Source organism: uncultured Nitrospira sp. (assembly GCA_902500695.1).
Classification (GTDB): domain Bacteria; phylum Nitrospirota; class Nitrospiria; order Nitrospirales; family UBA8639; genus Nitrospira_E.
Genome location: CABVRQ010000054.1, coordinates 1,187 through 26,176 on the forward strand (window position 1 = coordinate 1,187; position 24,990 = coordinate 26,176).

General features: G+C 49.8%; 20 protein-coding genes. 12 read left to right on the forward strand and 8 right to left on the reverse strand.

The annotated features are described in order from the left end of the window. Nucleotides 1-440: 440 nt before the first annotated feature. From AAH187_RS13300 to AAH187_RS13310, 3 genes are all read left to right on the forward strand, one after another. The gene (locus tag AAH187_RS13300) at nucleotides 441-911 is read left to right on the forward strand and encodes a helix-turn-helix domain-containing protein (RefSeq protein ID WP_342348947.1); all 471 of its coding nucleotides are present in this window, start codon (nucleotides 441-443) and stop codon (nucleotides 909-911) included. Then, nucleotides 901-1,518, forward strand: coding sequence for a mobile mystery protein B (locus AAH187_RS13305; RefSeq protein ID WP_342348948.1), 618 nt, complete (start codon nucleotides 901-903; stop codon nucleotides 1,516-1,518). The genes AAH187_RS13300 and AAH187_RS13305 overlap by 11 nt, the downstream gene beginning before the upstream one ends. Before the next feature lie 132 nt (nucleotides 1,519-1,650). After that, nucleotides 1,651-2,844: an outer membrane beta-barrel protein gene (locus tag AAH187_RS13310; RefSeq protein ID WP_342348949.1), complete on the forward strand. Its 1,194-nt coding sequence runs from the start codon at nucleotides 1,651-1,653 to the stop codon at nucleotides 2,842-2,844. Nucleotides 2,845-3,206: 362 nt separating this feature from the next. Here AAH187_RS13310 and AAH187_RS13315 read toward each other — a convergent pair whose 3' ends face one another. Continuing rightward, a complete protein-coding gene (locus AAH187_RS13315) occupies nucleotides 3,207-3,734 on the reverse strand; it encodes a peroxiredoxin-like family protein (protein ID WP_342348950.1) in 528 nt (175 codons plus the stop codon). A 585-nt stretch (nucleotides 3,735-4,319) separates the two neighbouring features. On the opposite strand from AAH187_RS13315, the gene AAH187_RS13320 reads away from it, so the two are divergent. Further along, the gene (locus AAH187_RS13320; RefSeq protein ID WP_342348951.1) at nucleotides 4,320-5,135 is read left to right on the forward strand and encodes a TVP38/TMEM64 family protein; all 816 of its coding nucleotides are present in this window, start codon (nucleotides 4,320-4,322) and stop codon (nucleotides 5,133-5,135) included. Nucleotides 5,136-5,156: 21 nt separating this feature from the next. Here the strand turns inward: AAH187_RS13320 and AAH187_RS13325 are convergent, their stop codons facing one another. Beyond that, nucleotides 5,157-6,071 (reverse strand): MBL fold metallo-hydrolase, encoded by a 915-nt coding sequence (locus AAH187_RS13325; protein WP_342348952.1) that lies wholly within the window; start codon nucleotides 6,069-6,071, stop codon nucleotides 5,157-5,159. A gap of 289 nt (nucleotides 6,072-6,360) precedes the next feature. On the opposite strand from AAH187_RS13325, the gene AAH187_RS13330 reads away from it, so the two are divergent. After that, a complete protein-coding gene (locus AAH187_RS13330) occupies nucleotides 6,361-6,795 on the forward strand; it encodes a hypothetical protein (protein WP_342348953.1) in 435 nt (144 codons plus the stop codon). Between the two features lie 102 nt (nucleotides 6,796-6,897). On the opposite strand, the gene AAH187_RS13335 is transcribed toward AAH187_RS13330, so the two are convergent. From AAH187_RS13335 to AAH187_RS13345, 3 genes are all read right to left on the reverse strand, one after another. Next, nucleotides 6,898-7,587, reverse strand: coding sequence for a TIGR04211 family SH3 domain-containing protein (locus AAH187_RS13335; RefSeq protein WP_342348954.1), 690 nt, complete (start codon nucleotides 7,585-7,587; stop codon nucleotides 6,898-6,900). A gap of 634 nt (nucleotides 7,588-8,221) precedes the next feature. Continuing rightward, nucleotides 8,222-8,818 carry a cytochrome P460 family protein gene (locus AAH187_RS13340; protein WP_342348955.1) on the reverse strand — a complete coding sequence of 199 codons (597 nt, stop codon included), beginning with the start codon at nucleotides 8,816-8,818 and terminating at the stop codon, nucleotides 8,222-8,224. A gap of 79 nt (nucleotides 8,819-8,897) precedes the next feature. Further along, nucleotides 8,898-9,359 carry a YHS domain-containing (seleno)protein gene (locus AAH187_RS13345; protein ID WP_342348956.1) on the reverse strand — a complete coding sequence of 154 codons (462 nt, stop codon included), beginning with the start codon at nucleotides 9,357-9,359 and terminating at the stop codon, nucleotides 8,898-8,900. A 242-nt stretch (nucleotides 9,360-9,601) separates the two neighbouring features. Between AAH187_RS13345 and AAH187_RS13350 the strand changes: the two genes are divergently transcribed. From AAH187_RS13350 to AAH187_RS13365, 4 genes are all read left to right on the forward strand, one after another. Beyond that, on the forward strand, nucleotides 9,602-10,198 hold the full coding sequence (locus tag AAH187_RS13350) for a TetR/AcrR family transcriptional regulator (protein WP_342348957.1): 597 nt from the start codon (nucleotides 9,602-9,604) through the stop codon (nucleotides 10,196-10,198). 1,315 nt (nucleotides 10,199-11,513) lie between these two features. Next, nucleotides 11,514-12,500 carry an acyl-CoA desaturase gene (locus AAH187_RS13355; protein ID WP_342348958.1) on the forward strand — a complete coding sequence of 329 codons (987 nt, stop codon included), beginning with the start codon at nucleotides 11,514-11,516 and terminating at the stop codon, nucleotides 12,498-12,500. A 211-nt stretch (nucleotides 12,501-12,711) separates the two neighbouring features. After that, nucleotides 12,712-13,734, forward strand: coding sequence for a hypothetical protein (locus AAH187_RS13360; RefSeq protein WP_342348959.1), 1,023 nt, complete (start codon nucleotides 12,712-12,714; stop codon nucleotides 13,732-13,734). Nucleotides 13,735-14,428: 694 nt separating this feature from the next. Beyond that, nucleotides 14,429-15,385: a hypothetical protein gene (locus tag AAH187_RS13365; RefSeq protein WP_342348960.1), complete on the forward strand. Its 957-nt coding sequence runs from the start codon at nucleotides 14,429-14,431 to the stop codon at nucleotides 15,383-15,385. Nucleotides 15,386-15,394: 9 nt separating this feature from the next. On the opposite strand, the gene AAH187_RS13370 is transcribed toward AAH187_RS13365, so the two are convergent. The 3 genes from AAH187_RS13370 to AAH187_RS13380 form a co-directional block, all read right to left on the reverse strand. After that, a complete protein-coding gene (locus AAH187_RS13370; protein WP_342348961.1) occupies nucleotides 15,395-16,987 on the reverse strand; it encodes a hypothetical protein in 1,593 nt (530 codons plus the stop codon). A 522-nt stretch (nucleotides 16,988-17,509) separates the two neighbouring features. Continuing rightward, nucleotides 17,510-18,499, reverse strand: a complete 990-nt coding sequence (locus tag AAH187_RS13375) for a UbiA prenyltransferase family protein (protein ID WP_342348962.1) — start codon at nucleotides 18,497-18,499, stop codon at nucleotides 17,510-17,512. After that, the gene (locus tag AAH187_RS13380; RefSeq protein ID WP_342348963.1) at nucleotides 18,477-19,205 is read right to left on the reverse strand and encodes an HAD family hydrolase; all 729 of its coding nucleotides are present in this window, start codon (nucleotides 19,203-19,205) and stop codon (nucleotides 18,477-18,479) included. The genes AAH187_RS13375 and AAH187_RS13380 overlap by 23 nt, the downstream gene beginning before the upstream one ends. 1,187 nt (nucleotides 19,206-20,392) lie before the next feature. Here AAH187_RS13380 and AAH187_RS13385 point away from each other — a divergent pair. The 3 genes from AAH187_RS13385 (at nucleotide 20,393) to AAH187_RS13395 (ending at nucleotide 24,978) form a co-directional block, all read left to right on the forward strand. After that, complete coding sequence (locus AAH187_RS13385) at nucleotides 20,393-21,898, forward strand: alkaline phosphatase family protein (protein ID WP_342348964.1); 1,506 nt, start codon at nucleotides 20,393-20,395, stop codon at nucleotides 21,896-21,898. Between the two features lie 845 nt (nucleotides 21,899-22,743). Continuing rightward, complete coding sequence (locus AAH187_RS13390; RefSeq protein WP_342348965.1) at nucleotides 22,744-23,889, forward strand: glycosyltransferase family 4 protein; 1,146 nt, start codon at nucleotides 22,744-22,746, stop codon at nucleotides 23,887-23,889. Nucleotides 23,890-24,009: 120 nt separating this feature from the next. After that, nucleotides 24,010-24,978: a glycosyltransferase gene (locus tag AAH187_RS13395; RefSeq protein ID WP_342348966.1), complete on the forward strand. Its 969-nt coding sequence runs from the start codon at nucleotides 24,010-24,012 to the stop codon at nucleotides 24,976-24,978. Nucleotides 24,979-24,990: the final 12 nt, after the last annotated feature.

Consider the following 24,990-nt stretch of genomic DNA (forward strand, 5'->3'; position numbering starts at 1 on the left):
GGACCCATTTCACATATTCTATGGCTTCGGTGTCGGTAACTTTTTTAGGGGCCGTGACACCACCATTTTCACCCATTCCTTGATCTCGTTTATAACGTCAAACGTCTTACCTCCAGGTTGTGATGCCTACCTTCATTCAATGTTGACGGGGCTAAAAAATTTAAATCCCTTAAGGAATTGTTTTCCTCTGAACACCCCTTAACCACAAGGCCAACTTCTTTGTTATTGCCCATTGAGGCGCACTCCAACATCTTCTCCAATTAATAGGTTAACGGTACTCTATAGAGTACCATTCTTAATAAATTTCAATAAAAACGTAAAATATTCAATTGCTTACGATTTTAATTATATTTAAAACAATACTAAATTAGCATTAAACTTTACTGTAAACAGTATTTTTATTTATTGATTTAATATTGTTTGCAATATATATTTCAGCTATGAGGAAAAGACAAACCACGATTGTGGATGACATGGCCTTATCACAACTGCGTGTCGATTCCTCACTTGAGGATCACAATCTTAAGCCAAACGATTGGATCCGGCTTCTGCGGAATTATCTTCGGATGACGCAGGCGGAACTCGCCCAACGAGCCAAGATCACGCAAGCCAACCTCGTGGCAATTGAATCCGGAAAAGTGGATCCGCGAGTCGGCACGCTTCAACGGATCTACCAGGGCCTTTCCTGTCACCTCAGCGTCGAGCCCAGACCTCAAAAACCTCTGGAGGAATTACTCCGTGGCCGTGCTCGGGCTATTGCCCTTCAACGGTTGAAAAAAACGATGGGGACTATGGCACTGGAAGAACAGGCGCCGGAGAAGGAGATATTTAAGAAGCTGCTGGAAAAACGGACAGAGGACATCCTTCGCGACCCTCGCGAAAAATTATGGCGCAAAGAACATGGCCGATGATACCAGGCCCATCGGCGCGACATCGGGAGGGGACACCTCAGGCCTCATTCTTGGGCATCTATCAACACCAGCTGCCCGCAATGCCACAGAGACCGAATCCATCAGCCGGGCTTATGATAAACATGTGTTTCGCGCACGGAGAAAAAAACGGGGGACTCAATGGTTTACGGACGACTACATTCGTCAAGTGCATGCAGATATGTTCGGGAACATCTGGGAGTGGGGAAGGCAGTACCGTCAAACCCGATTGAATATTGGGGTTGAACCGCATCTGATCCGGGAACAGATTACACTTTTAACGGGAGATTTCTTTTCCTGGAACGAGGCGAACTCCACTATGCCGATCGTTGAGATCGCGGCACGTCTTCAGCATCGCCTGACCCAGATTCATCCGTTTCTCAATGGGAATGGACGCCATGCCAGACTGATGACTGACATTTTCTTATACTCCCGCCACTACCCCATTCCGCAGTGGCCCCAAATCCAACTCATGTCCCAGGGAAACCAGGTTCGCAAAGACTATATTAGAGCCATGAAACACGCCGACGACGGCGATATTACCGGATTGATTCAATTTATCGAAGAATGCCTGAAGGAACCTAACTAGACTTTTCCCATTGTTCGTATTTTCTTAGGGAGGAACTGCCCTAAGTGACAGACCCTTCTATGCCATCACGCTCCTCGCTCCTCTCCTCAACATCTGAAACCGAGGTGGCGGAAGACGAAGAACGAGAAGACAATGATATCAATTGCCTTGTGGATTGCCAGGATCACGTTGGTGATCTGTTCAGTTACGACGACTCCAGCCTTTGCCGAGGAACCGGAGAGACTGCCCCAGAACGAGGAACGATCACAGGATCGATCGCCCCAAGCCCAGAAACCCCACCCCCCTCAATGGCACTACGGCGGGTTCATGGATCTTGGATATTCACTCGATTTCAATTTCCCCGACAATCACCGCTTCCGCAATCGCGGAACCACACCACGGGTTAACGAACTTGAACTCAATATGGGCGGGGCCTACCTCAGAAAGGCCGCGTCCGAGCAGTCTCGCTGGGGTGCAGAGCTATTGGGTCAGGGCGGACAGGATTCCAAGGTTTTCGGGTTCGGCACCAATCTCCCTCATGTGGATGGGTCCGATGTCCTGCGTCACTTCGGGCGAGCGAATCTCTCCTACCTGGCTCCGGTCGGAAACGGCTTAACGTTTCAGGCGGGGCTCTTTAACAGCCTCATCGGTTATGAATCACTGTACGCCAAGGATAATTTCAACTATACGCGCTCCTGGATAGCCGATTACTCGCCCTACCTCATGTTCGGGGTGAACGCGGTCTATCCGTTGAACGACCGGTGGACCGGTGCTGTCTTTGTCATCAATGAATATTTTCATCTACAACACGCCAACGATCTACCGAGCTATGGAGCCCAGACGATTTTCACACCCGGTCCGTCCTGGACGATGAAAGAAACCATCTATTACGGGCCTGATCAGTCGAACACCTCACTGGAATTCTGGCGTTTTTTTTCAGACACCATCGTTGAGTGGAAAGGTACAGCGGTTACAATTGCCGGCCAATATCAGATGGGAACCCAGAAGAATGCCTCGGTTCCGGGCAATCCGCGTTTAATTTATATGGGAGCGGCCCTCCATACACGCTGGCAAATCAACAAACCATGGCAGATCGCACTTCGACCGGAGTTGTATTCGGACCCGAATGGTCTCATGACCGGCTTTGACCAATTCATCTGGGCGGTCACTGCCACTGCGGAATACAGACTTCCATTCGAGTGGACCAATTCTATCTTCCGGCTGGAATACCGCCATGACAACTCTACCGGTTCCGGTGGCGGGTTCTTTAAAGGCGCCGGAAACCGTTTGACCCCCTCACAGAACTTACTGATTTTTTCCGTCATTTGGACATTCGACTCACGCTGAGAGATGACGCCATGCTGAGCATGGACGAAGATGTGAGTATTGGACCGGGAAGGACTGATTTTCCGAAAGACAAAATCACTGAAGGGAAATCTTAGGACATCACGCTTAAGTGGAGGACTGACATGATGACCGGGTCCTTGATCATATCCGCCGGTCTCACAGTTTTGATTATGGTCGTCGCCATCGGTTGGATTTTGGCGAAGAGTAAGCCCCGAATTTCACCTAAGCGGAGGCCCGAAATCCCAACAATTACATTCCAAATGAAGGAATGAGTAGGATTCCGATGTGCGCAGGACGTCCCATCACACAGGCGATCGCCTTATGGGAATTGGAAGAAAGGCTCAATTCGTTCCAAACCGGAATTATTCATAGGTTCCCCGGATCGGATAATTATTTTCTTGAATCCATTTCAGCGTATCGAGTAATTCGTCAGGATCTGACCTGTTGAACGGAGTATTGGAGATATCGATTAACTGCACTTTGCCGTCCGCATTGACCGCGAACATTCCAGGCTCAGGAAATGGTTGATCTGTTTCCTTCGGCGACCGAGGATGAGAAATATACAACCCCAGTTCTTTCATTTGTTCAATGGACAACCCATATCCCACAGGAAACGTGGCTCCCGCATTCTCAACCATGTCCTTGGCCTTATGTTCCGGATCGCCTGATATGGCGACTATTTCAGCCTCCATGGCAGGAAATTTATCTTTCACACTTTCAAGTTTTATCAGATAATTTTTACAAATCGGACAATGCAGGCCCCGATAGACAAACACCACCTGCCAGTGACCCTTCTGCTGAGGCTGTCCTAATGTTACCTGCCCTCCACCGACGAGGGGCAGCGTAAATGCGGGAAGCCGGCTTCCCGACGAGAGTTTTGTTGTGGCCATGATCATTCCCCTCAGTTTTTTTACTTTGGTTTACCCATTAGCCGCTATTATAGAATACGTACTTTTATTCTTATTGAGATAAATTCGTCATCCAGATTCCCAAAAGGTATTCTATCCATTTTTTAATTGAATGGGAGTGTTGAATAATACTGTTCTCCATGGGCAAAAACCCCCAGGGCGACTTTGAAGGGCTGAGGCCTCGGGTCGGTTCAAAAAAGTTCGTCCAGCAAGGCCGCAGCACATTTTTGAGCGCGGAGCGTACACGGAGTACGTGAGCACAGAAAAATGGCGAGAACGCAGCTGGCGGCTTTTTTCAACAGACCCTGAATTGAAGCATTGGTGCTTGTTTCTGGGGCCGGTCTCTGTCCTCACACCGAAACTACATCTTGTTTTTTGTTGAATAAAAAACATTCTTTTTCCCAATACCTTCACCGCTATTTCAAAAAATTATGAAACATTTTTCCCGGCATTGGACCTTACCCAAGGGCTGGAATGGCTACAAAGACAGCTCACCGGTCTACGCGAGAAGCCTGGAAATTGTCAGGAATGTCTTAGGTGAACGACAACGAGAGAGGAGTAAGGTCATTGAATAAACCCCAGCGGATTTTTTCTTTTCTGCCGAAACAACTGCCCACCTCGTTCTGGTTAAAGGTAGGGGCGTTGTTGATCCTTATTGCCGGGGGTTATGTGGTCATGCAAGGAATCGACGTTGGCGAGACCTTCCGTCCTGATCGAATCACCCAATGGCTTTCTGAGGCGGGGCCCTTAGCGCCGGTTGTGTTCATGGGATTGATGGCCCTCGCAGTAATTATCAGCCCCATACCAAGCTTGCCCTTGGACATTGCCGCAGGCGCGGCATTCGGGCCATTACTCGGAGCCGCGTATGCCGTTATTGGAGCAGAAATTGGTGCCATCACAAGTTTTCTCATTGGTCGAGCGTTGGGTCGGGAAGTGTTGACTCGACTGCTGCATATCAAGGTCACTTTCTGCGAAAAATGCTCTGACCAGCATCTGGCCATCTTCGTGTTTCTGTCCCGTTTGGTTCCCATCTTTTCCTTCGACCTGATCAGCTATGGCGCCGGGCTGACCAACATGTCCATTCGTGTCTTCGCTCTTGTCACCCTCGTGGGGATGATCCCCCCCACCCTGGCACTCACCTATGCCGGAAGCTATGTGGGTTCGGGCACGTGGCTGACCGTCCCGCTGGGACTCACGATGGTGGCATTGCTTCTTCTCATTCCCACACTTGTTCTCCGATACCCCGATTCCCGCTTTGTGAAGCTCTTGCAAGGGAAGGCCTCAGTTTCAACTCCCGTTCCTCTCCCCGTCCAAATACCAAGGTCGACCTCTGCCGGATCCACAGCACGATGTGATTCCTGTCAGGGGCCAATGGAATGCTAGTAACTTCTTTTGAGAATAGGTCTATGTTGGCTCGTTAAGGTTATCGGGTCGAGGCGATGAGTGCGGGGAAGGCCACCGTCGTTGTAGAAGTTGGTCGAGGGCTTTTTTCATGTCACCATGTTGAAGGTAGATCCCTTCTCCATGCCCCGGCAACACCCACTCAAAGGAATGGTTGCGTAATTTCCTGACCGATTGTTCCAAGTTCGCGTCATCCCATACCAGCCGTTCCGGCGTCCCAAGCTGCTGAATTTCCCGATCCCACCACAGATGGTCACCGGAGAACAAAAACCGATTTTGGTACAGCAAGGCCATGCTTCCGGGGGTATGGCCGGGAACCGGGATGCATACAAAATCCGGAGCAAGGCGTACGGGATTCTCACCGTCAATAACTTGCTCTGTACCCGGCATAGCGTGAGCGTCTGCACGATGCATGATCCGGGTCGCGCCAAAATGCTTCGCATAACGAGCCGCCTCCGCCACATCATCCTCATGACTGAGGAAGATGTACCGAATCCCCCCTTTCTCTTCAAATGCCTTAACCAGATGTTTGAGGAACCGGGGAGAATCGACTAACCAGTTGCCTTCAGGATGTTGGATGAAATAGCTATTGGCTCCGAACGATTTCTCCGAATTGAACCCGACATAGCACACATCGTGTTCTACCGGTAACGGGAAAGAATCCTGGGCCTCTAAGAAGATCGCAGGGTTCTTCGCCATCGTGCCGATCGATCCCACCGGACAGGCGATCAGCGCTTGATAGGCGGCAAATTCTTCTCCTGGGGATCCTGGTTGGCGAAATACTGTCGAATACTCTCCGTCCTCCGCAAACGTGGCCCCGGCCAATTGCCGGCAGGTATCACAATCGATACAGGTGGAATCGACAAAAAAATTACCCTCGACATTCGTCTTTAATCGTTTGGACAGGTTAGCCATCATTTGCTCTTTTTCTGGTTTAGTATACCGCCCGGAAAGAGGTCCATGCCATTTTTCGGTGAAGGGGAAGGCGTGGGATAGAAGATGGGGGTCCAAGAAGATGGACCAACACGACCTGGAGACTGTGTTCACGTTTGTGCGGTCAGTCTTAGGAGACAAATAACTGAAAAAATGCCTTCCGAAGTCAATTTCCGTTCCAGATTTCAAGGAGGTAGAATAGCTCTATATTGACAGATGCGATCACATTTAATCAGCGGACCCATATCCATTTACATTAATAATGGAGGGATTTATGCGAAAGATTGCAGTAATTTTGGCGACCGCCGCTCTAATTTTCGGACTCAGCGGATGCAGTTATATGTTCTATCCCCGTGCGGATGACTATGCGGCCAAAGCGAAAGGGACCACTAATGTCGAAACTGTGCTGAATCTCATTACCATGATGGAAGCCAGTGCGGAAGCCGCGAAAGGTGGAACAGGAAAGGATCAGTCATTGGACGACCTGCACAATCAGTTTCATGCGTTCGACAATACGTTATGTTGTGTGGATGAGGCCAAACGGGAGACACCCACCTACGCTCTCGCTGTGACCCACAATAAGGAACTGTGGGTTATTTTTAAGCGAATATGGAAGTTCAAGGATACGCAACCCCAACGGGATGAACACCTTGCATTATTTCAGACAGAGGTCAAAGAACTGCGTACGACCCTTGAGGCTTTGAAATAATCGGACGACGCGTATTTATGCGGCAAGCCCGGATCCAGTATGTTCGAGATGGCTCCCGAAGGGAACGGCGAATTTTGCGCACGGGGTTTTGGGGGAGTGCATTTACGAATAACGAGAATAACTCGTCGTCTGTCGGGGCCGTGCTTTGAGAACTACTCCGATTACCAGCCCAATGAGTACCAGCGCGCCCCCATACAGTAGCCATTTGAGCTGTAAGTTTTCTTCTAGCTGCATGGCTTTGTTGGATTGCTCTTCAACTTGAGCCGCCAGGCGGGTATTCTGCTGAACAAGCTCGATGTTACGGGCATGCTCGTTGATGGAATCTCCAGATATACGTTTCAATTCCGCCAGTTCTTTGGCCAGAGATTGCGCTTGCGAATTCAATGTCCGGTTGTTTGCGTCGGTTTCTTTGTGTACAGCCTGGATGCTCACACGTGCTTCGCGTTCTTTATCGATTTCAGCTTTAAGGCTTTGAAGACGTTTCTCGGCTGCGGCCAGCTTGACACGGGCGATGGGTTCCTCGATGAGGTACTGGGACGTTACCCAGCCCTCCATCCCATCGTTGGTCCGAACCTGGGTGAAACCGGCTTCCTCGTCTGTACCGAGAATGGTCAGTTGGGTCCCGCTTGGTAAACCACGGTGCAGGATGCGATGACCATTAGTGGGCCCACTGCGTAGCGGCACAGTTACCACGTCAGAGATGTAATTCACGTCTCCGACTGCGGCCAATGGCTCTGTGGTCAACCCCAAACAGGAGAACGATAAAAAAACGAGATAGATTAAAAATTTCAAAACGTTTTATCTCCTTGTTATGTCGCGCATCTCAAGAAAGGAGTTATTCTGGCGAAAGGAAAAGCGCCGCACTCACTGGGAAAAGGAAATATACATGCCCTGGGGGACAAACCGAATAAGTAGCAAAGGAGCCGCAAGGTGTCAATGACGTCAAAAATCCGACCCATGAAATGGAGGTTCAAGAAGGTTAAATCCTTCATTGACTACCCATTTATTCCCTTTTTCTGCCCACGAATATAGAAGATCCGGAAATATTCACGCCAACAGGCCTAGAGTGGGTGGATGAGCAGGGTAGGATGATATGAAAAACTTAACCACAAACTTGTGGTTTTGGCTCAGGTGATCATATGACCATCCGCCTGAAAGTGGACTGACCAGGCTGACGCTCAAATAAAGGAGCGGACCATTTTTGAGCCCGGCGCGTTGGTCCGCCCCTCCACCTCGGCTCCTTCTACCTTCTCAAGAATAAGCTGTAAAACTCCATACAAGCCAAGTCGAAGGGATAGCCAAAACCCGGTTTTCCCTACTGCCAGAGTTTAATTAATACCCATGGCAAAATGGACAAGTGTCAGGCGAGTGAAACTCTTTATGGAAAATTGCCAATGAATTGAATCTTCCTATTTAAGTTTCTCCCTCATTTCATTTGAAGCACAGGGTATCCAAACGAGTAAATCCATTTATCCGCCTCAAACGCATTTTTTCTGGCCAACTCTCTGGCCGGGGTGTGACAAGGAATACAATCTATTTTGTAATCCTTGGACACCGTGCGTTGAGAATCATCTGCGTTAAAGAGGGACCATCCCCAGCCATCACCCCACAGGCTGGATTCTTTAAACCGCCCGTTCGTATCCCTGACCAACACAAACCAACCTTTGATGGTGGTTGCGTGACCGACTGCCGGCCCGGTGGTCATCGGCATGGTGTCGGCGTTTAGGAGTTCTTTCACCAACACCGCTCCGTCGGGAAACCGGTTTTTCTCGTTGTAATACTTGATCGTGTCCGGTTGGGTATACACGACGTGGTATTCCTGCAGACCTGGCGGGCCTTCAACTTTCGCGTGGGCCCAGGTGCCGAGCGTGGGCCATTCCCGGTAATTTTCAGGAACACTAATGGCCCCGGTTTTGGGGTGAACATTGGGGGCAAAAGGCTTCGCTTCATTCGTCATCGCCCATCCTGCCAGACTTCCCATCCCCAGAATGAGGATGGTTCCGATGGTTACAGCCTGTTTCATGCATTTCTCCTTCACAGTTGGCATCTAAATAACGGCTGAGGCCCGTCACATAGACCGTGACGGACCTCACCATTGTTTCTTATAAATCCGACGGGGCCTTATCTTTGGTTTCTTTCCAATTGGCCTCGAACTTTTTGAGGTAACCCGGAATATCCTTGGCCCATTTGCCTTGGATATCCCGATCCAGATTCAAATACAATTTGCCCTGAACGATTTCCCAAGCTTCAGGATCGGACACGAATTTTTTCCCGACCGCCACACCATAGGCGCAATATCCACCGTAGGCTGGCACATACTTACCGGGGTTGGCCTCAAACATTTCTTTGTGCTCTTTGGTCCCAAAGGCATAGGTCACTCCCTCGTGCTCGGCCACGTGGTAACCGGAGCCCCTCATCGGTTTGCCATCCATGAAGTAGGCGACCGGATCATAACCGCTGATCCCTGGAGTGCTATTGGTGACATCCCCCGCGAAAGCGGGTGTTGCCATAATGGCCAGGATCATGGCGAACAGGGGACCTAAGATTGTCCTCATCATTTTCATGATGGATCTCCTTTTGGAAGGTAGAATAGTTGGTAAGGATTAGTATACAGATCTGTATCCTTTATAGAGCCTAGTCAGACGAGTTCCTGTTCCGTTACACTTCTTTTTCATCCGTTTTAAGCTGGCATACACCATTTAAACCATTGGTATGCATAGATAAAAATGATAGATGTCGGTCAGGGATATTTTGGTATCCACATTCTTTTTAAAAAAAATCTGGGTAAACTGGGAAGTCTAGATAAATGAAGCGGAACAGTGGCTCACCCTCCAAGCGGGAACAACTCATCCAGACTGCGGTGGCCTTATTTGCGAAAAACGGGATTCATGCCACGGGGATCGACACCATTGTGGAACAGTCGGGAGTGACCAAAAAAACCTTGTATGCGCATTTCCGCTCAAAAGAAGAATTGGTACTCGCGGCGTTGCGACAGTATGACGGGCAGTTTAGGAATTCGTTCATGCGGCAAGTGGAAACCAAGGCGCGCACTCCCAAAACTCGCTTGCTTGCCATTTTCGATGTGGCGGAATCCTGGTTTTCTCAACGGAGCTTTTACGGATGTATGTTCATCAATGCCGTTGGTGAACATTCAGCCCCCAACACCTCACTCCGTTACGTCTGCAGCGATTTCAAGCGGATGATGACGGAGTTTATCCTCGGGCTATGCATCAAGATGGGAGCGCGGAACCCTCAGCAGCTAGCCGAAGAACTCGCGCTTTTATTGGAAGGCGCAATAGTAACCGCCCAAGTGTCTCAAATACCCGACGCGGCAAAAATTGCCAAACGCGCAGCAGCCGTGCTGATCGAAAAGCAGAGTTCACATGAAACACCCCAGACATAGGATCACATTTCGATGTGGATTATCAGATATTCCTAATTGTTTTGGTGATCATCACTCGTCCAATTTCGCTTCTGACCTGTCAGGCCCCTAGGTTGGTCGGTGGGCCTCCATCGCCACCATTGTGCATTTCCCAATATCAGTCCTATTTGATGGAGGTATGAGCCGCACCATCTAAAGGCCTGCTCTTTGTCCAATTCCAGCCTCTGAACAACTCAATTCAATCAGACATAACCATCTTGATTTTCATTGATGTGGAAGATCCCTTGGAGTTCCCTTATCTTTTAGTAAAAAGGAATGTGCGATTGACGAGCACATTCCACTATCAGGAACCATCGGGGTTGAAGTCGTGGGGGCCAGGCAGGAAGGACTTCATGTCATAATCCCCAACTTGAATAATGTTTATTGAGGCACCGTAGGCGGGAGGGCTTCAGATGAGGCCATCTTAGTGCTATGGGCTCTCCTGAAGGTTTACATACAACAGAAGCACGGGAATTGTCCTCTTGTGATTCAGCGAAATACCATACATTCGCGATGAGCGACCCATTTTGAGTGCCTTTTTTGCCCCATCCTCAATCCAGGACCTCCTGGCATGAGAGAAATTCCCAGTTACACTCAAGTGGAGAAATCAGGTGAGAGTTTCCATGGCTGCCCCCATGTTAATGTCACGAAGAACAAGGTGGTAAATTTGTGGGTGATTTTGTTAGACTAAATATATCCATAGGGCTCAGTGGAGAGCTCAAAAGAGCAGGTGCATCCTTCATGAGCTTATCCTGCATTATCCTGCACCTTCCAAAATAAATATTCATACGTTTCTCGAATTGAATAGTCATTTCTTGAATTCATTCCACTGTTTCGAGCAATTTACCAGGATCGGACCAATTGATCGGAGCGTTTGATATATCAACCAGACTCAGGTTTCTGTTCGCATCCATAACAACGTGCCAAGCCCCGGAAGCAATACCCTTCCACACCTAAACAGCAGAAAAATGATGGGATCTTAGTTTTGAAAAAAGTTTTGGTGTGGCTATGAACATTCCTCGCATTCAATATCACCACGATGGGGAATCGGGGCAGCCTTTTTTAAGGGGATCTTTTAGAATATCCAGCCTCCCGGCAAATGCTAAAGACCATAACCTTGTAAAATTGTATTTGCCAGAAGCTCTCCTTCTGGTTTAATTTGTAGAGTTTGACCATTTCCCTTTATCTTAAGAAAGTTGTGGATCCCTGTTTTACATGATGGCTTCGATGAAGTTCACTGATTCGTAATCTATAAATATTTCGGGATTCCCTACACAATGAGAGAGGAGCGTTAAGGATGCCAGAAATCCAGCGGATCATATCGGGCACGGGGAAGCTGTTAAGGTCCTTGTTTGACAGCCAAGAAGCGACAGCACTGGCTTCCCATAAAAACGGTCGCGACATAGATCTGGCACGCACGGTCCCGTTTTTGGCTTTGCATATTGCGGTCCTCGCAGTCTTTTGGGTGGGCTGGAGTCCTATAGCGGTCGGGGTTGCCGTGTCATTGTACATCATAAGAATGTTCGCTATTACGGGTATTTATCATCGGTATTTCTCCCACCGTACGTTTCGCACCTCACGAGGGATGCAGTTCGTATTTGCCTGTCTTGGTGCAAGTGCGGCCCAACGGGGTCCCTTATGGTGGGCCGCCAACCATCGCCATCACCATGCCTATTCCGACAAGCCTGAAGATGTGCACTCTCCCGTCCTCCGCGGACTGTGGTGGAGCCATGTCGGCTGGTTTTTAACTCATGACCAACTTGCGACGAAAATGAATCGTATCAAAGATTTTGCGCGATTCCCTGAATTACGGTTTCTGAATCGGTTTGATACACTTGTGCCAATTGCCTTGGCAATCACCCTCTTTCTCTTCGGTAAATGGCTCGGGAGTGCCTATCCAGCCTTAGGAACGAATGGATTACAAATGCTGGTCTGGGGTTTCGTGATTTCTACGGTGGCCTTGTGGCATGGCACCTTCACCATCAACTCGCTCTCTCATGTTTTCGGCACCCGGCGTTTTGCTACATCCGACCATAGCCGAAACAACTTCCTCCTGGCCATCATCACATTAGGTGAAGGGTGGCACAACAATCATCATAAATATTGCAGTTCCACCCGTCAGGGATTTGTATGGTGGGAAATCGATGTGACATATTACGTGCTGCGAGGCCTGCAATTCTTCGGAGTCATCTGGGATATTCGTCCAGTGCCGGCATGGGTCCTGAATCAAGCAGACCTTGAAGAAATTGGCCAGGACGCTGAGTCCGAAAAGATGGCGATGTAAGACCCACGAATATCCCCATGGATGGTCTTTCAAGGCGTCCGACCACATTCATACGCCAGCCTTTTATATATTTACGTCTCCAGGCCACCCCTTTCTCACTCTCCCACATCTCACAAGCCAAAAACTCGTCTTTATCATGAGAGATGCACCCACTTGAAAGGGTGATGTATGATTAGACTGTTGGGTCCTTATTTTCTTGTGAGGTACGATCATGTTTCGCGCTTGTATCCCCCTCATGACGATAGTTTTCGTAACCGCTCTTACCTTTCTGCTTGGACATCAAACAGCCTGGCCCTTCTCCATAATTGAGCCGAAAGAGTTCACTGTTCACCAGTCAGGAGAACATATCCCGGTCGCCCTGGACTTAGAAGGTCTTCCCGGAGTTACCACGGTGAACTACTATTGGTATGGGGAATTTGACGATATGCTGCGGGAATTGGTCGAGGAAAAATTGGCCCTTGTCGCAACGGCAAAAAGTAACCCTCCCTTTGGCGGACGGATCCTGATCCCCAAAGAAACGATGGGCACCTATCGACTTCTGGCTGTAGCCGAACAGGGTGGAAGACAATCCCAACATGAATCCTTAGCCATCTTCGATGAAATCCTGATTCAGATCGAGCCAAACGCCGAACTCTTGGAAATAGACTTTCAAACGGACAAACCCCTGCGATTGGGACGAGCCAGCGGAACTCGTGTGTATGACCAAGTGGACTTTCTTGGAAAAACCTTTGAATTACCAGTGATTGGGCAATTCTCAGACGGAATCGCCCGCTCCCTTCGAGCCCAAACCACTGGAACCACCTACCAGTCCGCCAATGACAAAATTATTTCCGTCAACCCAAATGGAGTGCTTCGGCTGGTGGGGAATGGGGAAACCGTGCTCACCGTAAAAAACCGAAATCAAGAGGCTACCCTCGACATCCTGGTTGAGGTCAACGATGAACCCAATCACCCACCGGTTTCGGATCCCGGCAAAACGCAAACGGTCTTTTCGGGAACACGAGTCACCTTGAATGGCTTAACGAGTTATGATCCCGACGGCGGTTCCCTTCAGTACCACTGGGAGCAAGTACGCGGAAGTAAAGTCCCATTGCTTGACCCGTATTCGGCACAAGCCAAATTTTTGGCTCCGTTTGTAGTTGAAGAACGGCTTTTCCGTTTCACGCTCAGAGTTACGGACATTCAAGGTGCCGACAGTCTACCTGCCTTTGTCGACGTTATTATTACACCATAACGAGAAACACCTCATGGGACGTACATCGCGGGGCAGAAGCCACAAGAAGCCAGCCGCAATCGCTTCTTTCACTTACCCCTCCGACCTTTAGATCAACCGTAAGGCTGACAGTGGAAGCATCCCTGCTCTGTTCACTATATTTTGTCATTCACCAGAAAGTGCTTTAGAACATCCTCCCCTGCATGGAACATGAGGATAGGGAACTAGAATGCAAGAATGAGAAGACGGGAATTGAAACGATATCGCTTCTCAGCTAGCGGATCCTTCGATCCTGACGGAGGACTGCGACCAAATAGACTGGACTCTTGCTTTCCATTTTCCTCTGTTGTCAGCTATCGCTTATCAAGGTCGTGATGCTGCGGGAAAAGGAGGGGGAATTCGACGATGTACTTAGCACCTGAATCCACGCCCAATGAAGGTGCAGGCTTGCCCAAACCCGGTGAGGTAGAAAAGGTCAATGGTATTTTCAACGATAGGTCAAGCATCTTCCCAATCCCGGGAAAATCGTCTTTTTTGATCGAAGCTGGTACAACCGGGCAGTCGTCGAATCCCTAAAGTATCTGTTCCCGGCTCACACCTACACAAGATTATGTGGAATGTATAGCAAATACCCTATGCTGTGAGATTCGCCTCCCAAAGGTAGGAGAATAAAAAACTGCCATTCGAAATCGAATGGATGCGTGGGAGATTGTCGATGCCTATCTTAAAAGCACGCTGGCGGGAGGGTAGATGGCTTGTGTGGCCCCTGATGGCACTCACCATACTGACTGCTTGCCTGGGAAAGTTTGAAACAAAACCCACATTGACCGAACCGTGTCGCCTCGATTGGCAACAGCAAGCGGGCATCGCGAAAGTGGATCTTCTTGATTCAACTGTGAGCCACGGGATCCCGGTCTTGGTATTTAATATTCATGACCGCCTTCTTTCCAATTCGTTCTTCTCGAGCGAGGCCCACACCGAAGAAGAGGTCGCATGCATTGGGGATCTAGCCTCCAGGTTCGATCTTGTGCTGTTTCAAGAAGCCTTTGTCCGTCCGGCACAACTCGCCCAATACACCAAACATGCCTGGGCCAATCACCCATTGTTCACGGAAGGCGGTGGTGGTGACTGGTGGCCCCTTCGAGCCATGTGTGACATCTGTTTGAGTCCCGGACTCCTGATGCTCGCACGTGAACAACCTGAGTCTGTTTATTCAGAACCCTATGAGGCCTTTGCAGGCTGGAATACCGACCTGAATAAAGCCGATGATTTCTTTTCGAAGGGCTTTCAGCTTGTCAAATTCCCAGCATTTTGGGTGCTGAATAGTCATATGGACGCGGGTCGTGGAGAGGCCAGCATTGAGGCCAGAGCCCTTCAGTTTAGACAGATTAGTGCAGGCATTAGGCGTCTCATTTCTCCTGATGCACCATTGCTAGTCGGAATGGACGCGAACCTTCGACCAGACCAGGAGAAACGCGATGCAGAGATTTTGGAAGAATTTCTTAATGCCAATGGGCTAAGCCTGGTACAACAAAGCGGGCCGGATTTGATTGCCGTCAGAGGAATCCGCACCGACCACCCTCAATCACTTCCATTCAAAGACATCCTTAGCGATCACAACGCCCTGTCCGTCATTATGTATCCACTATCAAGATTAGAGTCACCAGACTAATTTGCAAAATTATATTTTTGTGTTGATGTATACGTTTACTCCAGATTCAAAATCCTTCCCGAGAGAATCAAACATTTTTTCATCAAGGCAGATGAAGCTGGTATCTTCATGAAGATTTTTATCCGCCAAAGTCCCTCGGTCAACGATAATGATTTTGGCAAGAGACGATTCCACCTCTTCGAGAGTTTGAGACCTTTCCGACCTTCCATGCCAGGGCACTTGCATCAGAAAGGCGGTATAGGAATCAATATTTTCCAACCGGCTTGTGGAGGCAATTGGGCCAATGATATTGAGGGTGCTCAATTTTTCCTTTAGGACTTTGGCCGCCTGGTAACTGGGCCTCTGGGGAAAGAATGGCGTGCTGGCGAAGGGAAGGAGAAAAGATAAGGAAATAAGGGCCAATGCTATGACATGAAGAATTTTGACCTGGCCGGTCCGACTCTTGGCCAGATGCTCCACATAGCCCAGACTCCCGCCAAGAAGAAACGGGTAGACGGAATAATAATATCGCTTTTCTCCTCCATAACCCGGCAAAAAGATCACCACAAGACACCCAATGAATATCGCTGACCATCGCCAGCGATCCGACCGGATATTGTGTCTCCATGGAGCATGAAACAAGAATCCCAATATGACCGAGACCAAACCGATGCCAAGCCAGTCAAAGTTCTTCAGCATGCGTATAGTTTTCATCACATTGCTATGAACGATCCGCAATTGGTGACGGAGATTCTCAGTACTGTCAAACGGGGACCAGTGGGAGTATTTTTTTGAGATCGGATCCTCCCAGGATGAAACTCGGCCCTGCTCCGGAATTAGAAAGTCAGAAAAAGTGGGATGTCCTCGCCCAACACCAGGCGGCCCCATGACGGCATGACTAATTCCTGCACTTGTTGAAAAAACCACCCTTTCATACTTGAGGGACAGTATGAGAATCCAAGGCCCGGCGACAAGCATTAACCCGATGAGGGTGATCGCCACGCCACGTAGAGCACGGGTCGGACTGGTTTGCTGACAAACGGTCCATAACAACCCTGCTGCCACAATCAGAATAAATGCAAATGGCAACCCAGGCGCTTTCGCTAAATAGGCAGCCCCGAATATTAGCCCGGCAGAAAACTGAACCGATCGTTTGTCGCACCAGTCCGGATGCAGAGTTCGGCTTATGGCCAGACAGAGAATTCCACTCATCAGGAGGTCTGGGGTTATGCCTTGAACCGCCCAGTGGACACTCATAAAGACCACGATTCCGATGGCCACAAAGATCGCGGAGGACCCAATCCCCAAAACCCTGAAAATCGCCATACAGCCCATGAGATACACAATCGCCGATATTCCCATGGCCATCTGCGCAGCGGATAAAGGTTCTTCCATAAAGCCGAGTAACGGAACAATGATCCAGCTCAACATGGGCCCCCAATAACCGGAAACCGCTAAATCGAACTGTCCGGAGGCATAATATTGGGCAATTCGAATGTAGGAAATCCCATCGGTACTGATCCAATCCTGATTGACCCAACCGGCCCAAATCAGCAACCCGATTTGAAGTACAAAGAAGCCGAACATGGCTCTGGAGATGTCTTGCCGATTCATTTCACCCATTGGATATACCCCTTTTGAGAAAGATTCCTTTGAAAACCACGGTTCCTATGGGGGAACTTCCTCTATGGAATCTCATCACTTTTCTTTCCACTTCCCACCCATTCATAATCAGGACTCAGATGGCTCCGAACCCGTGAAGACTTTGTATCACGAAAGGTCCCACTGTTCATGGTCCAAGATTTCCTTATGCTAGAAACCCATCATTCACAAATCCTTCACAATTTCGTCAGACATTGGGGTAGGGTCGTCCCCGCGGTCGGTAGGATTCCAGGATTCTGAAGGGATTATCTCGTGCATGCCAGGATATTTTATCCGGGAGGCATTGCACATTCTAATGGCTTCAGTCTTGTCCAAGCATGTGATGGACATACGGAAACCAAAGCTTTGTTTATTCCTTCGGAATTCCTGTTTAAGACTGAAGGGATCTTCGGTGGTTGACTTGTCCATCGCCTAACAAAAATACATCCACAATCCAAACCCTCAGATATCCTTGAATCCATTTTCCAGGCAGAGGGCGGGCACTTAATTTCCTCCAATAGTCCAAAGAGGTGGAATGAGAGCCGGATTAACATTAAACAACTCATACAAAAAAGGGATCTCAGAAAACATAAGCAGGAGAAAGAGCAACGTGCTCAACCCAACATACAGAACAAACCCGCCTTCCTTGTATAATTTTTCTGGATTTTGAACAGGGCTATCCTCAAGCAGGCCAATCTTAAGATAATAGGTCAAAAATCCCGCACCAATAGGGACAAAAAGTATCAACTCCATATGATACCGGACAAGAAATATTCCAGATACAAAGGAACAAGCCATCGCATAAAAGAACATACTCAGCAATAGACGATTTTCGGTGTAATACCCGAACGACTTTCGATACCCCCGTGCACGTATCGGATCATCAATACGCCGATACTCGGCAAATCGCTTGGTTGCCATGAAAAAAGCGCCAACCATCCAGTACGCCAACACAAGCGAAAGCGGAGGGATGCTATGGGTGACAAGCGCAAACCACCCGAGCAACAACCGAATCGGATTATTCAGTGACTCAGAAAGCACATCTAAATAAGGTAGATCTTTGGTCCGTATCGGGGGAATATTGTAAAGGAGGCCGCTCACTAAAAATAACAGGGCTGTAACCCCAAAGTACGAATTTAGGGAAAAAGCAAGAACCATCCCTGAAGCCCCTAATACGAACCATTCCATCCAAGCCCAACTGGCTTTGACCTTCCCGGAAGGAACAGGCCGATCCTTTTTCACCGGATGGAGACGGTCATAAGGCGCATCGAGAACTTCGTTCACCACATAATTGCTTGAGGCAATCAAACAGGTAGCTGCGATAGCCTGGAGCAAAGGAAAAATACTTTTCCAGGCGAAGAGTTCCAGCTCATAAAATAGGGCCAGCACAATGCCCAGAATCATAAAGACATTTTTAAACCAGTGGTCAATCCGGGCAATCTGGACGTAAGGCCAGAGTACCCGAAAAAAATTAGATGACTGAGTGGATAACATCGCAAAGACCTCTAAAATTAGTAATCGAACAAAATTCCGTTTTTTCACTCGGGTCTAACCTGCGAGACGTTCTGCTGGAAAATATGACGTAAGGCATCCCTGCAGCTTTGGCACCACAACCATCGACGTCATGCCGATCACCGACATACAACACCTCCCCTGGATCAAGATTCCAGAGGCGACAGGCATAGAGAAACCCTTTGGGGTTAGGTTTAAACGCATTAATCTCCGGATCCGTTCCGCATAATTCCACCGTTAACGGAACATGAATCCCTAGCCCCTGCAATTTTTCTCTTACAGGGTAATCAGAAAAGACTCCCGTACGTAGGCCCCTATCAGCCGCCAACTGAAAAAATTCTTTCATGCCACGACGCCGACAGATACTGAGATATTTCAAAGGGCGACGGTACATCCATTCCCTTACAACCATTTCCACCTCCCTAGAGGTCACACAGAATCGTTCGGCAATAAGGGAATATTGTAAGCTCACCAAGGGGACGCTTGGATTTTCCATGGCCCGCAACGCTTCTCGTCCTTCTCGAAAACCTTTCAAAATTCTCCAGACACCCAAAGCCTCCCGAATAGAACCTAATGCAAACGGAGCCGTAGACAACTCAAAGGCCATCAGGCCACGAAGAGCCTGTTGGTGATACAGCGTCCCATCAACATCGAGCAAAACGGCACGAATCTGTTGAACCCGTTTCACGACACAAACAGCCCTACACAATCAGAAAAGTGGCAACTCAAAAAAGACTCCCAAGAGTTCATGAATACGCTATGTGGTATGCAAATGACTTTCATCCATCCCGCTATTGGATGCTTGTTCAAAAACCCGCTTCAGGCGCTCTCACAAACTCCTTAAGTCATAAAGCAAAATTTGGTCCCAGTTGAATCTATCGGAAACCATAATTACTGGCTGTATAAAAAATTTGAAAAACGAACCAGTGGGAGACTCTATCCGATAGCGGCCGTCCAGATTAAGCGCAGGTATCAATAAGCCAGGGTTGAGAACATTAAGCGGGGTCTACTGTCCTCGGTTAGCCCTTCCTGTAATGACACGCTGTTTTCTGGCGACGGTGATGGTTGCGACTATTTTGTCCTAAAAGGCCATCGCCCCCTATTAGAGGGAGACCGCTTCTGAGTAATTACCGGCGGGGGAAGACGATTGATCTCCATCGGATCCCTATAGGGTTGTAGATGGCTGTCAGCCTTCTTTCTCTCCTCCTATAATGAAGCCGAAGGGCTTATGGAAAACCATAGTCTTTGGCCTTTTTTAGGGGAATGGCGAGGTCTATTTGGATAATGGTACATGATTTAATCCATGCTGCAACCGATCATTCTATAGAAAGGGGAGGAAAGATTGTGGCCCCTCACTCTAACGGCTGGCTGGACAACACAGTTGAGTGTCATGAGGCATGAATGTATCATCGGGTCGATTAATAGCAATGATAAATTTGCCAAAGACACCACTCATATCCATGGCATTGAATGGGAGGGAGTTTCGCCAATATTCGCCTGGCTAAATATAGCGCATTGCCTCGATCCTCATTATATTTGCACTTGTATCTGGAGGAATGCAAATAGCGCTACAATCATGGCCGTCAAACCCTTTATAAACTCTTGAGAAAGCCGTTCATTTAAGGTCTTCTAAGCATGGCCTAGATTTTTGCCCACACGGGGAAACCAGGTTTACCTTAAAATACCGGGAATTCAATTGGTCTCTTGAGAAAGAAAAGCCAAAATGGTCAAATCCTCCAAGGGTTACCTACAACGAATGATTTTTGAGACGCCCAATACTCGGACAATACGCCTCTGCTCTTTTTCAAAGAAGTACCCGCAGATGCCAGGCATTCGATTTTATTTGTATAACCCGTTTTGTCATAGGGTGCAAGTATGATTGCAATCATCTCTTTGGAGGCTCCATCGGGTCCCCTCCTGGAGCAGTTGATCAGTGACAATCGGCTGCCGAATCTCGCGTCTCTTCAAAAGACGGGCGAGGTTGTCGAACTTGCCCCCCCCTTTCTCGATGGAGCCGTCTACGCCACTCTTTACACAGGGCAGCATCTGTCCGAGCACGGAATTTACTCCTTGTTTACCTGGTCGGCACCCGAGCAAAAGCTCCGGTTATCCCACGAACTGATACCGGATGACACCCTATTCCGACGCTTGGACCGGGCAGGCAAACGAGTCATTGCCATCGATCCACCGGAGCATCCCTTGCAAGAGCTGTCTAATGGTATCGTGGTGAGCGGATGCCAGTTTCGATCGCGGGTCCATTTGGCCAAATGGTCGCGCCCTTCCAGCGCAAACGGGGAACTCTTGGCACACCTTGGCAAGACACCAAGAGGGGAGGAGACCTTTGGGCAACCGTCACAACACCATTTGCTTCACCTCCGGAATATCCTCATACAGGCGCCAGGCCGTCTCGCGAGCGCGGTTGAACGATTGCTGGAGGAAAAGGAAGCCGATGTCCTCTGGTTAGGCATGGCTGCGATCCACCTTGCGGGTCACCAGCTTTGGGATACAGCGTCCGTCGACGTCATCGGCCGGTCCCCAGCCGGAGCGAGTCTGCTGGAGGATTCCTTGATTGAGGTATATCTAGCAGCCGACGCGGCACTTGGTCGAATAATAAGAATTCTACCTGACAATACAGATCTCCTCGTCTTCTGGGCTAAGGGAATGGGTCCGGAGACATGTCGGGCCGATCTTCTCCCCGAGATGCTGGAACGGATTCTGACCCCCCGCGCCATCGTCCGCACATCATCCGGAAATGACATCTTGACGAGGCTGCGGGCGATGGTACCCACCTCGCTCCGCTCTAAAGTCGCCGATGCACTACCGGATTCACTTTCGCTCCAGCTCACAGCTCGACTGGGGACCATCGGGAAAGACTGGAAGACAGTTCGGGCCTTTACGCTCCCTTCCGACGGTTCTGGATTGGTTCGGCTCAACATCCGCGGGCGCGAGCGGAATGGGATCATCACCGAATCCGAAGCAAACGTGCTTTGCGACGAGATTGACGAGGGTCTCCGAACCTTTTGCGACATCGATGGTAAAGAGTGCATCGCGGACATTGAACGACCCGGAGACCATTTACCTCCCGGGCACAAACTGGACCGGCTTCCCGACCTGGTTATCCGATGGAGTGACGAACCATCGACAAACCTGCGCGGCGTGATTTCACCGGAATACGGCACGGTGTTGCGCGAAGGTGCGGGATCAGGGCGGTCAGGAAACCACATACCCGGCGGGCGCGCGATCATCGTGCCACGATCGGGAACTTATCGCCCGATCAATAGCCGGACCCCAAATCTAGTTGATCTGAGTGCAACGGTCTGTGCAGCAGCGGGCATTCCCTACGAGGATCTTCCCGGCCAGTCCCTTCTCGCATATCACTAAGAATATGCGGGAATAGAGGTTCAATCGATTCAACTAGTCTTCCCGACAACCCGAATGGGTAGTTGATTGCCTGGGCAATTGATTGGACATATTGAATTGCTTATTTTGTGTAAATGAGAGATGACTATCCTCATCAGAAATCACAAACGTTGGAATACCAGCCGGAAGGACCAGAGGTCCTTTGCCCAAGTCAAGGATGAGCGATTGCAAGAGGTGCGGCGAGTAACCGGGTAGCCAGTGCATCTACTCAAGACGTGGAAGGAGACTTTCTTACAGAATGATCAAGCACCTTTTTATGTGGGCGATATCCCAAGAAGAAGAGACTGGACACAGAGAACACATTGATAAAAGGAAGATTGGATCGCAACGACCTGCGGTAAGAAAAGAAGATTAATCGGCTGGATAACGGCGTACCTTTTCACTTGAGAAAATTGAATGGTTGAGCGGGATCTGTTCGATTTCCGCGAAAAACGGTACAGGTGGCCACACGTGTGGCGCCATGGGGTTATCGTAAACCCGACAGCATATGACTGGTAGCGACGGCTGACCGCGACTGGGCATAAAGTCAAATGGAAGAGGGACTGACAAGGAGTGGATACGGTGTCTGCCGTGGCACATAGCTTGTTAACTCCATGATGTCGCCACAGGGGGAAGAGGACCACAACTCCATGAAGGGTTGATTTCCCCGAACACACGCGGAAAATGTTTGGGGGAACGAATGCTACAGCCTGGTATTTTACTCGCTTCGTGTTATTCTATTTTGGCGAGTGAGGCGAACCATCCGTGAAATTTCGTCTAGAGGGAGGCTCCCCTAAAAAATCTGAAGGGTATCCTGCGCTGTTTTTATGAAACGAATAAAGGTATTGTTTGTCTATCTTGGGTTTTACCGGGATGCCGGAGCGGAACAAACTCCGCTGTGTCTTGCTGAAGAACTTGATCGCGAGCGATTCACTTTCGAGATCCTCACCTTGATGCCGACCACCTCTACAATCGGCGGTGCGGTACAGGCAACCGGTTGCACCATACACGAGCTCGGACTGGGCATTCCGAGTCTCACAGACCCGGTCGGAATGATCAAGGCTATCTATGCCATTTATAATACATTCCGCAGAATCAAACCCGACATCGTTCAGACGCAATCAGGGTTTTGTAACGTCTGGGCCCGTCTGGCAGCCAAATTGGCGCATGTCCCCGTAGTCATCGCGACGTTAAATTTTGGTGGGGGCCCAAAACCGCGTTGGTATATGCAGCCAGTTATGCGTGCCATGCATCGTTGGTTGGCCACGAGTACCGACGCCTACGTCTGTGTCGCCGAGCATGTGGTGAAGGAACAGTTACAGCCCTACGAATGGGACCGTGCCGAAGTCATCGATGGCTTTTTCGACCTGAATCGTTTTCTTGCAGGCCGCAGCGATTTACCGGAAATCCGAGCCCTAACCAATCCCGCTCGTCCAGTACTTGGCATTGTCGCAAGACTCGATTACGAAAAGGGGCATAGGGTTGCAATCGCGGCCATGCGGAAAATCGTCGATGCTGTACCCGGAGCTCAACTCAAGATCGTCGGTACCGGCAGCCTAGATGAAGAACTCAGGGATCAAGTGGTTGCACTGCGACTCTCGGACCACGTCGAGTTTGCCGGTCACCGGACACAGATATGCGAGATCATGTCCACCATGGACCTGTTATTGATCCCTTCATACAACGAAGGGTTCGGTAGGGTGGCGTTGGAATCAATTGCCGCCGGAGTACCGTTAGTGGGAAGCCGTAGCGGTGCATTCCCCAGAATTCTTGAACACGGGAAATACGGTGCGTTGGTCACCCCAGCAGATCCTAACGCGTTGGCAGAAGCGGTCATCGATATCATCGCGAACCCGGACCCAGCATTGAACAAGTTGAAGGAAGCTCGAGCTACGGTGCTAAAGCGATATACCAAAGAGGAAAGCGCCCGGCGATATGCGAATCTATATCTACGTTTAACTGGAAATTCTTAAATAAAAATTGCGATAAATATTCCAGTAAGTCATAACCACCTGGTAGTGGGTGTGGGGATTTAGACAGGCGAAGCATTCAAATGACGGTCTCTCGTAAACAACGCAACTGGAGGTGTAAACATGGCTGATAATGAGCGCTCTGGGACTGGCCACAATTCCGGGCCGGTGGTTAGCGTGCTGATTGTGGCGGACCATGACACCGAGCGCCACGCCGAGCTGGCGGATCTCCGCAGTTGTCTTCACGCCCTCGCCGCGCAGGAAGTGGACGCCCCCGTGGAATTTCTGCTCGTGGAGACGCACGAGCGGGCCCGAACCCTTCCAGCTGATGTGCTCGCCGTGTTACCGGGGTTACGGGTGATCGGCGTGCCCGAGAATGCGACCTACGAACAAAAAAACGCGGGCGCGCAGGCGGCGCAGGGGGACATCATCGCGCTCTTGGATGTCGACTGCATTCCGGTTGCCGGCTGGCTGCAGTCCCTGATCAACACGTTTCGGGCCCATCCCCAATTCGTGGCGGTGAGCGGCCGCACCATGTATGAGGGCACCACCGCAAGCGAGCGCTGTCTCTCAGTCCTCTCCCGCGGTTTTCTCGATCCCGGCAAGGAAGGCCCTACCCGCTTCATTTCCAATAACAACTCCGGGTTTCTCCGACAGGTGTACAAACGGTTTCCCCTGCCTGAGGGGGAAGGCCCCTACGCCGCACAGCTCCAATCGGCGGCCATCAGGCGGGACGGCGGACGCTTTCTCTTTCAGCCGGCCATGACCGTGATCCACGACTTCGAGGGCTGGACCATGGAGCGCGATATCCGTTGCCACATCGGCTGGGCCACGATCCGGATCCGCCAGATTGATTCCGGGTTGCGATTCAGCTGGCTCCTCCGGCTCGGACTGGCTTCAATTCCGCTCTTTTACCTGGGCAGAGTGCTGGAGAGCTTGGGGACGTGTATACGAGTCGGCCACCAATACGGGCTGCGGCTGACGGACTATCCCGTCGCACTGGGACTGACCTTTTGGGTCCATGGTCTCGAAATCAAAGGCATGCTGTTGGCCTTTCGGCACCAGCGCGTTGACCAAACGAAATATCGCTGACCACTATGTCCA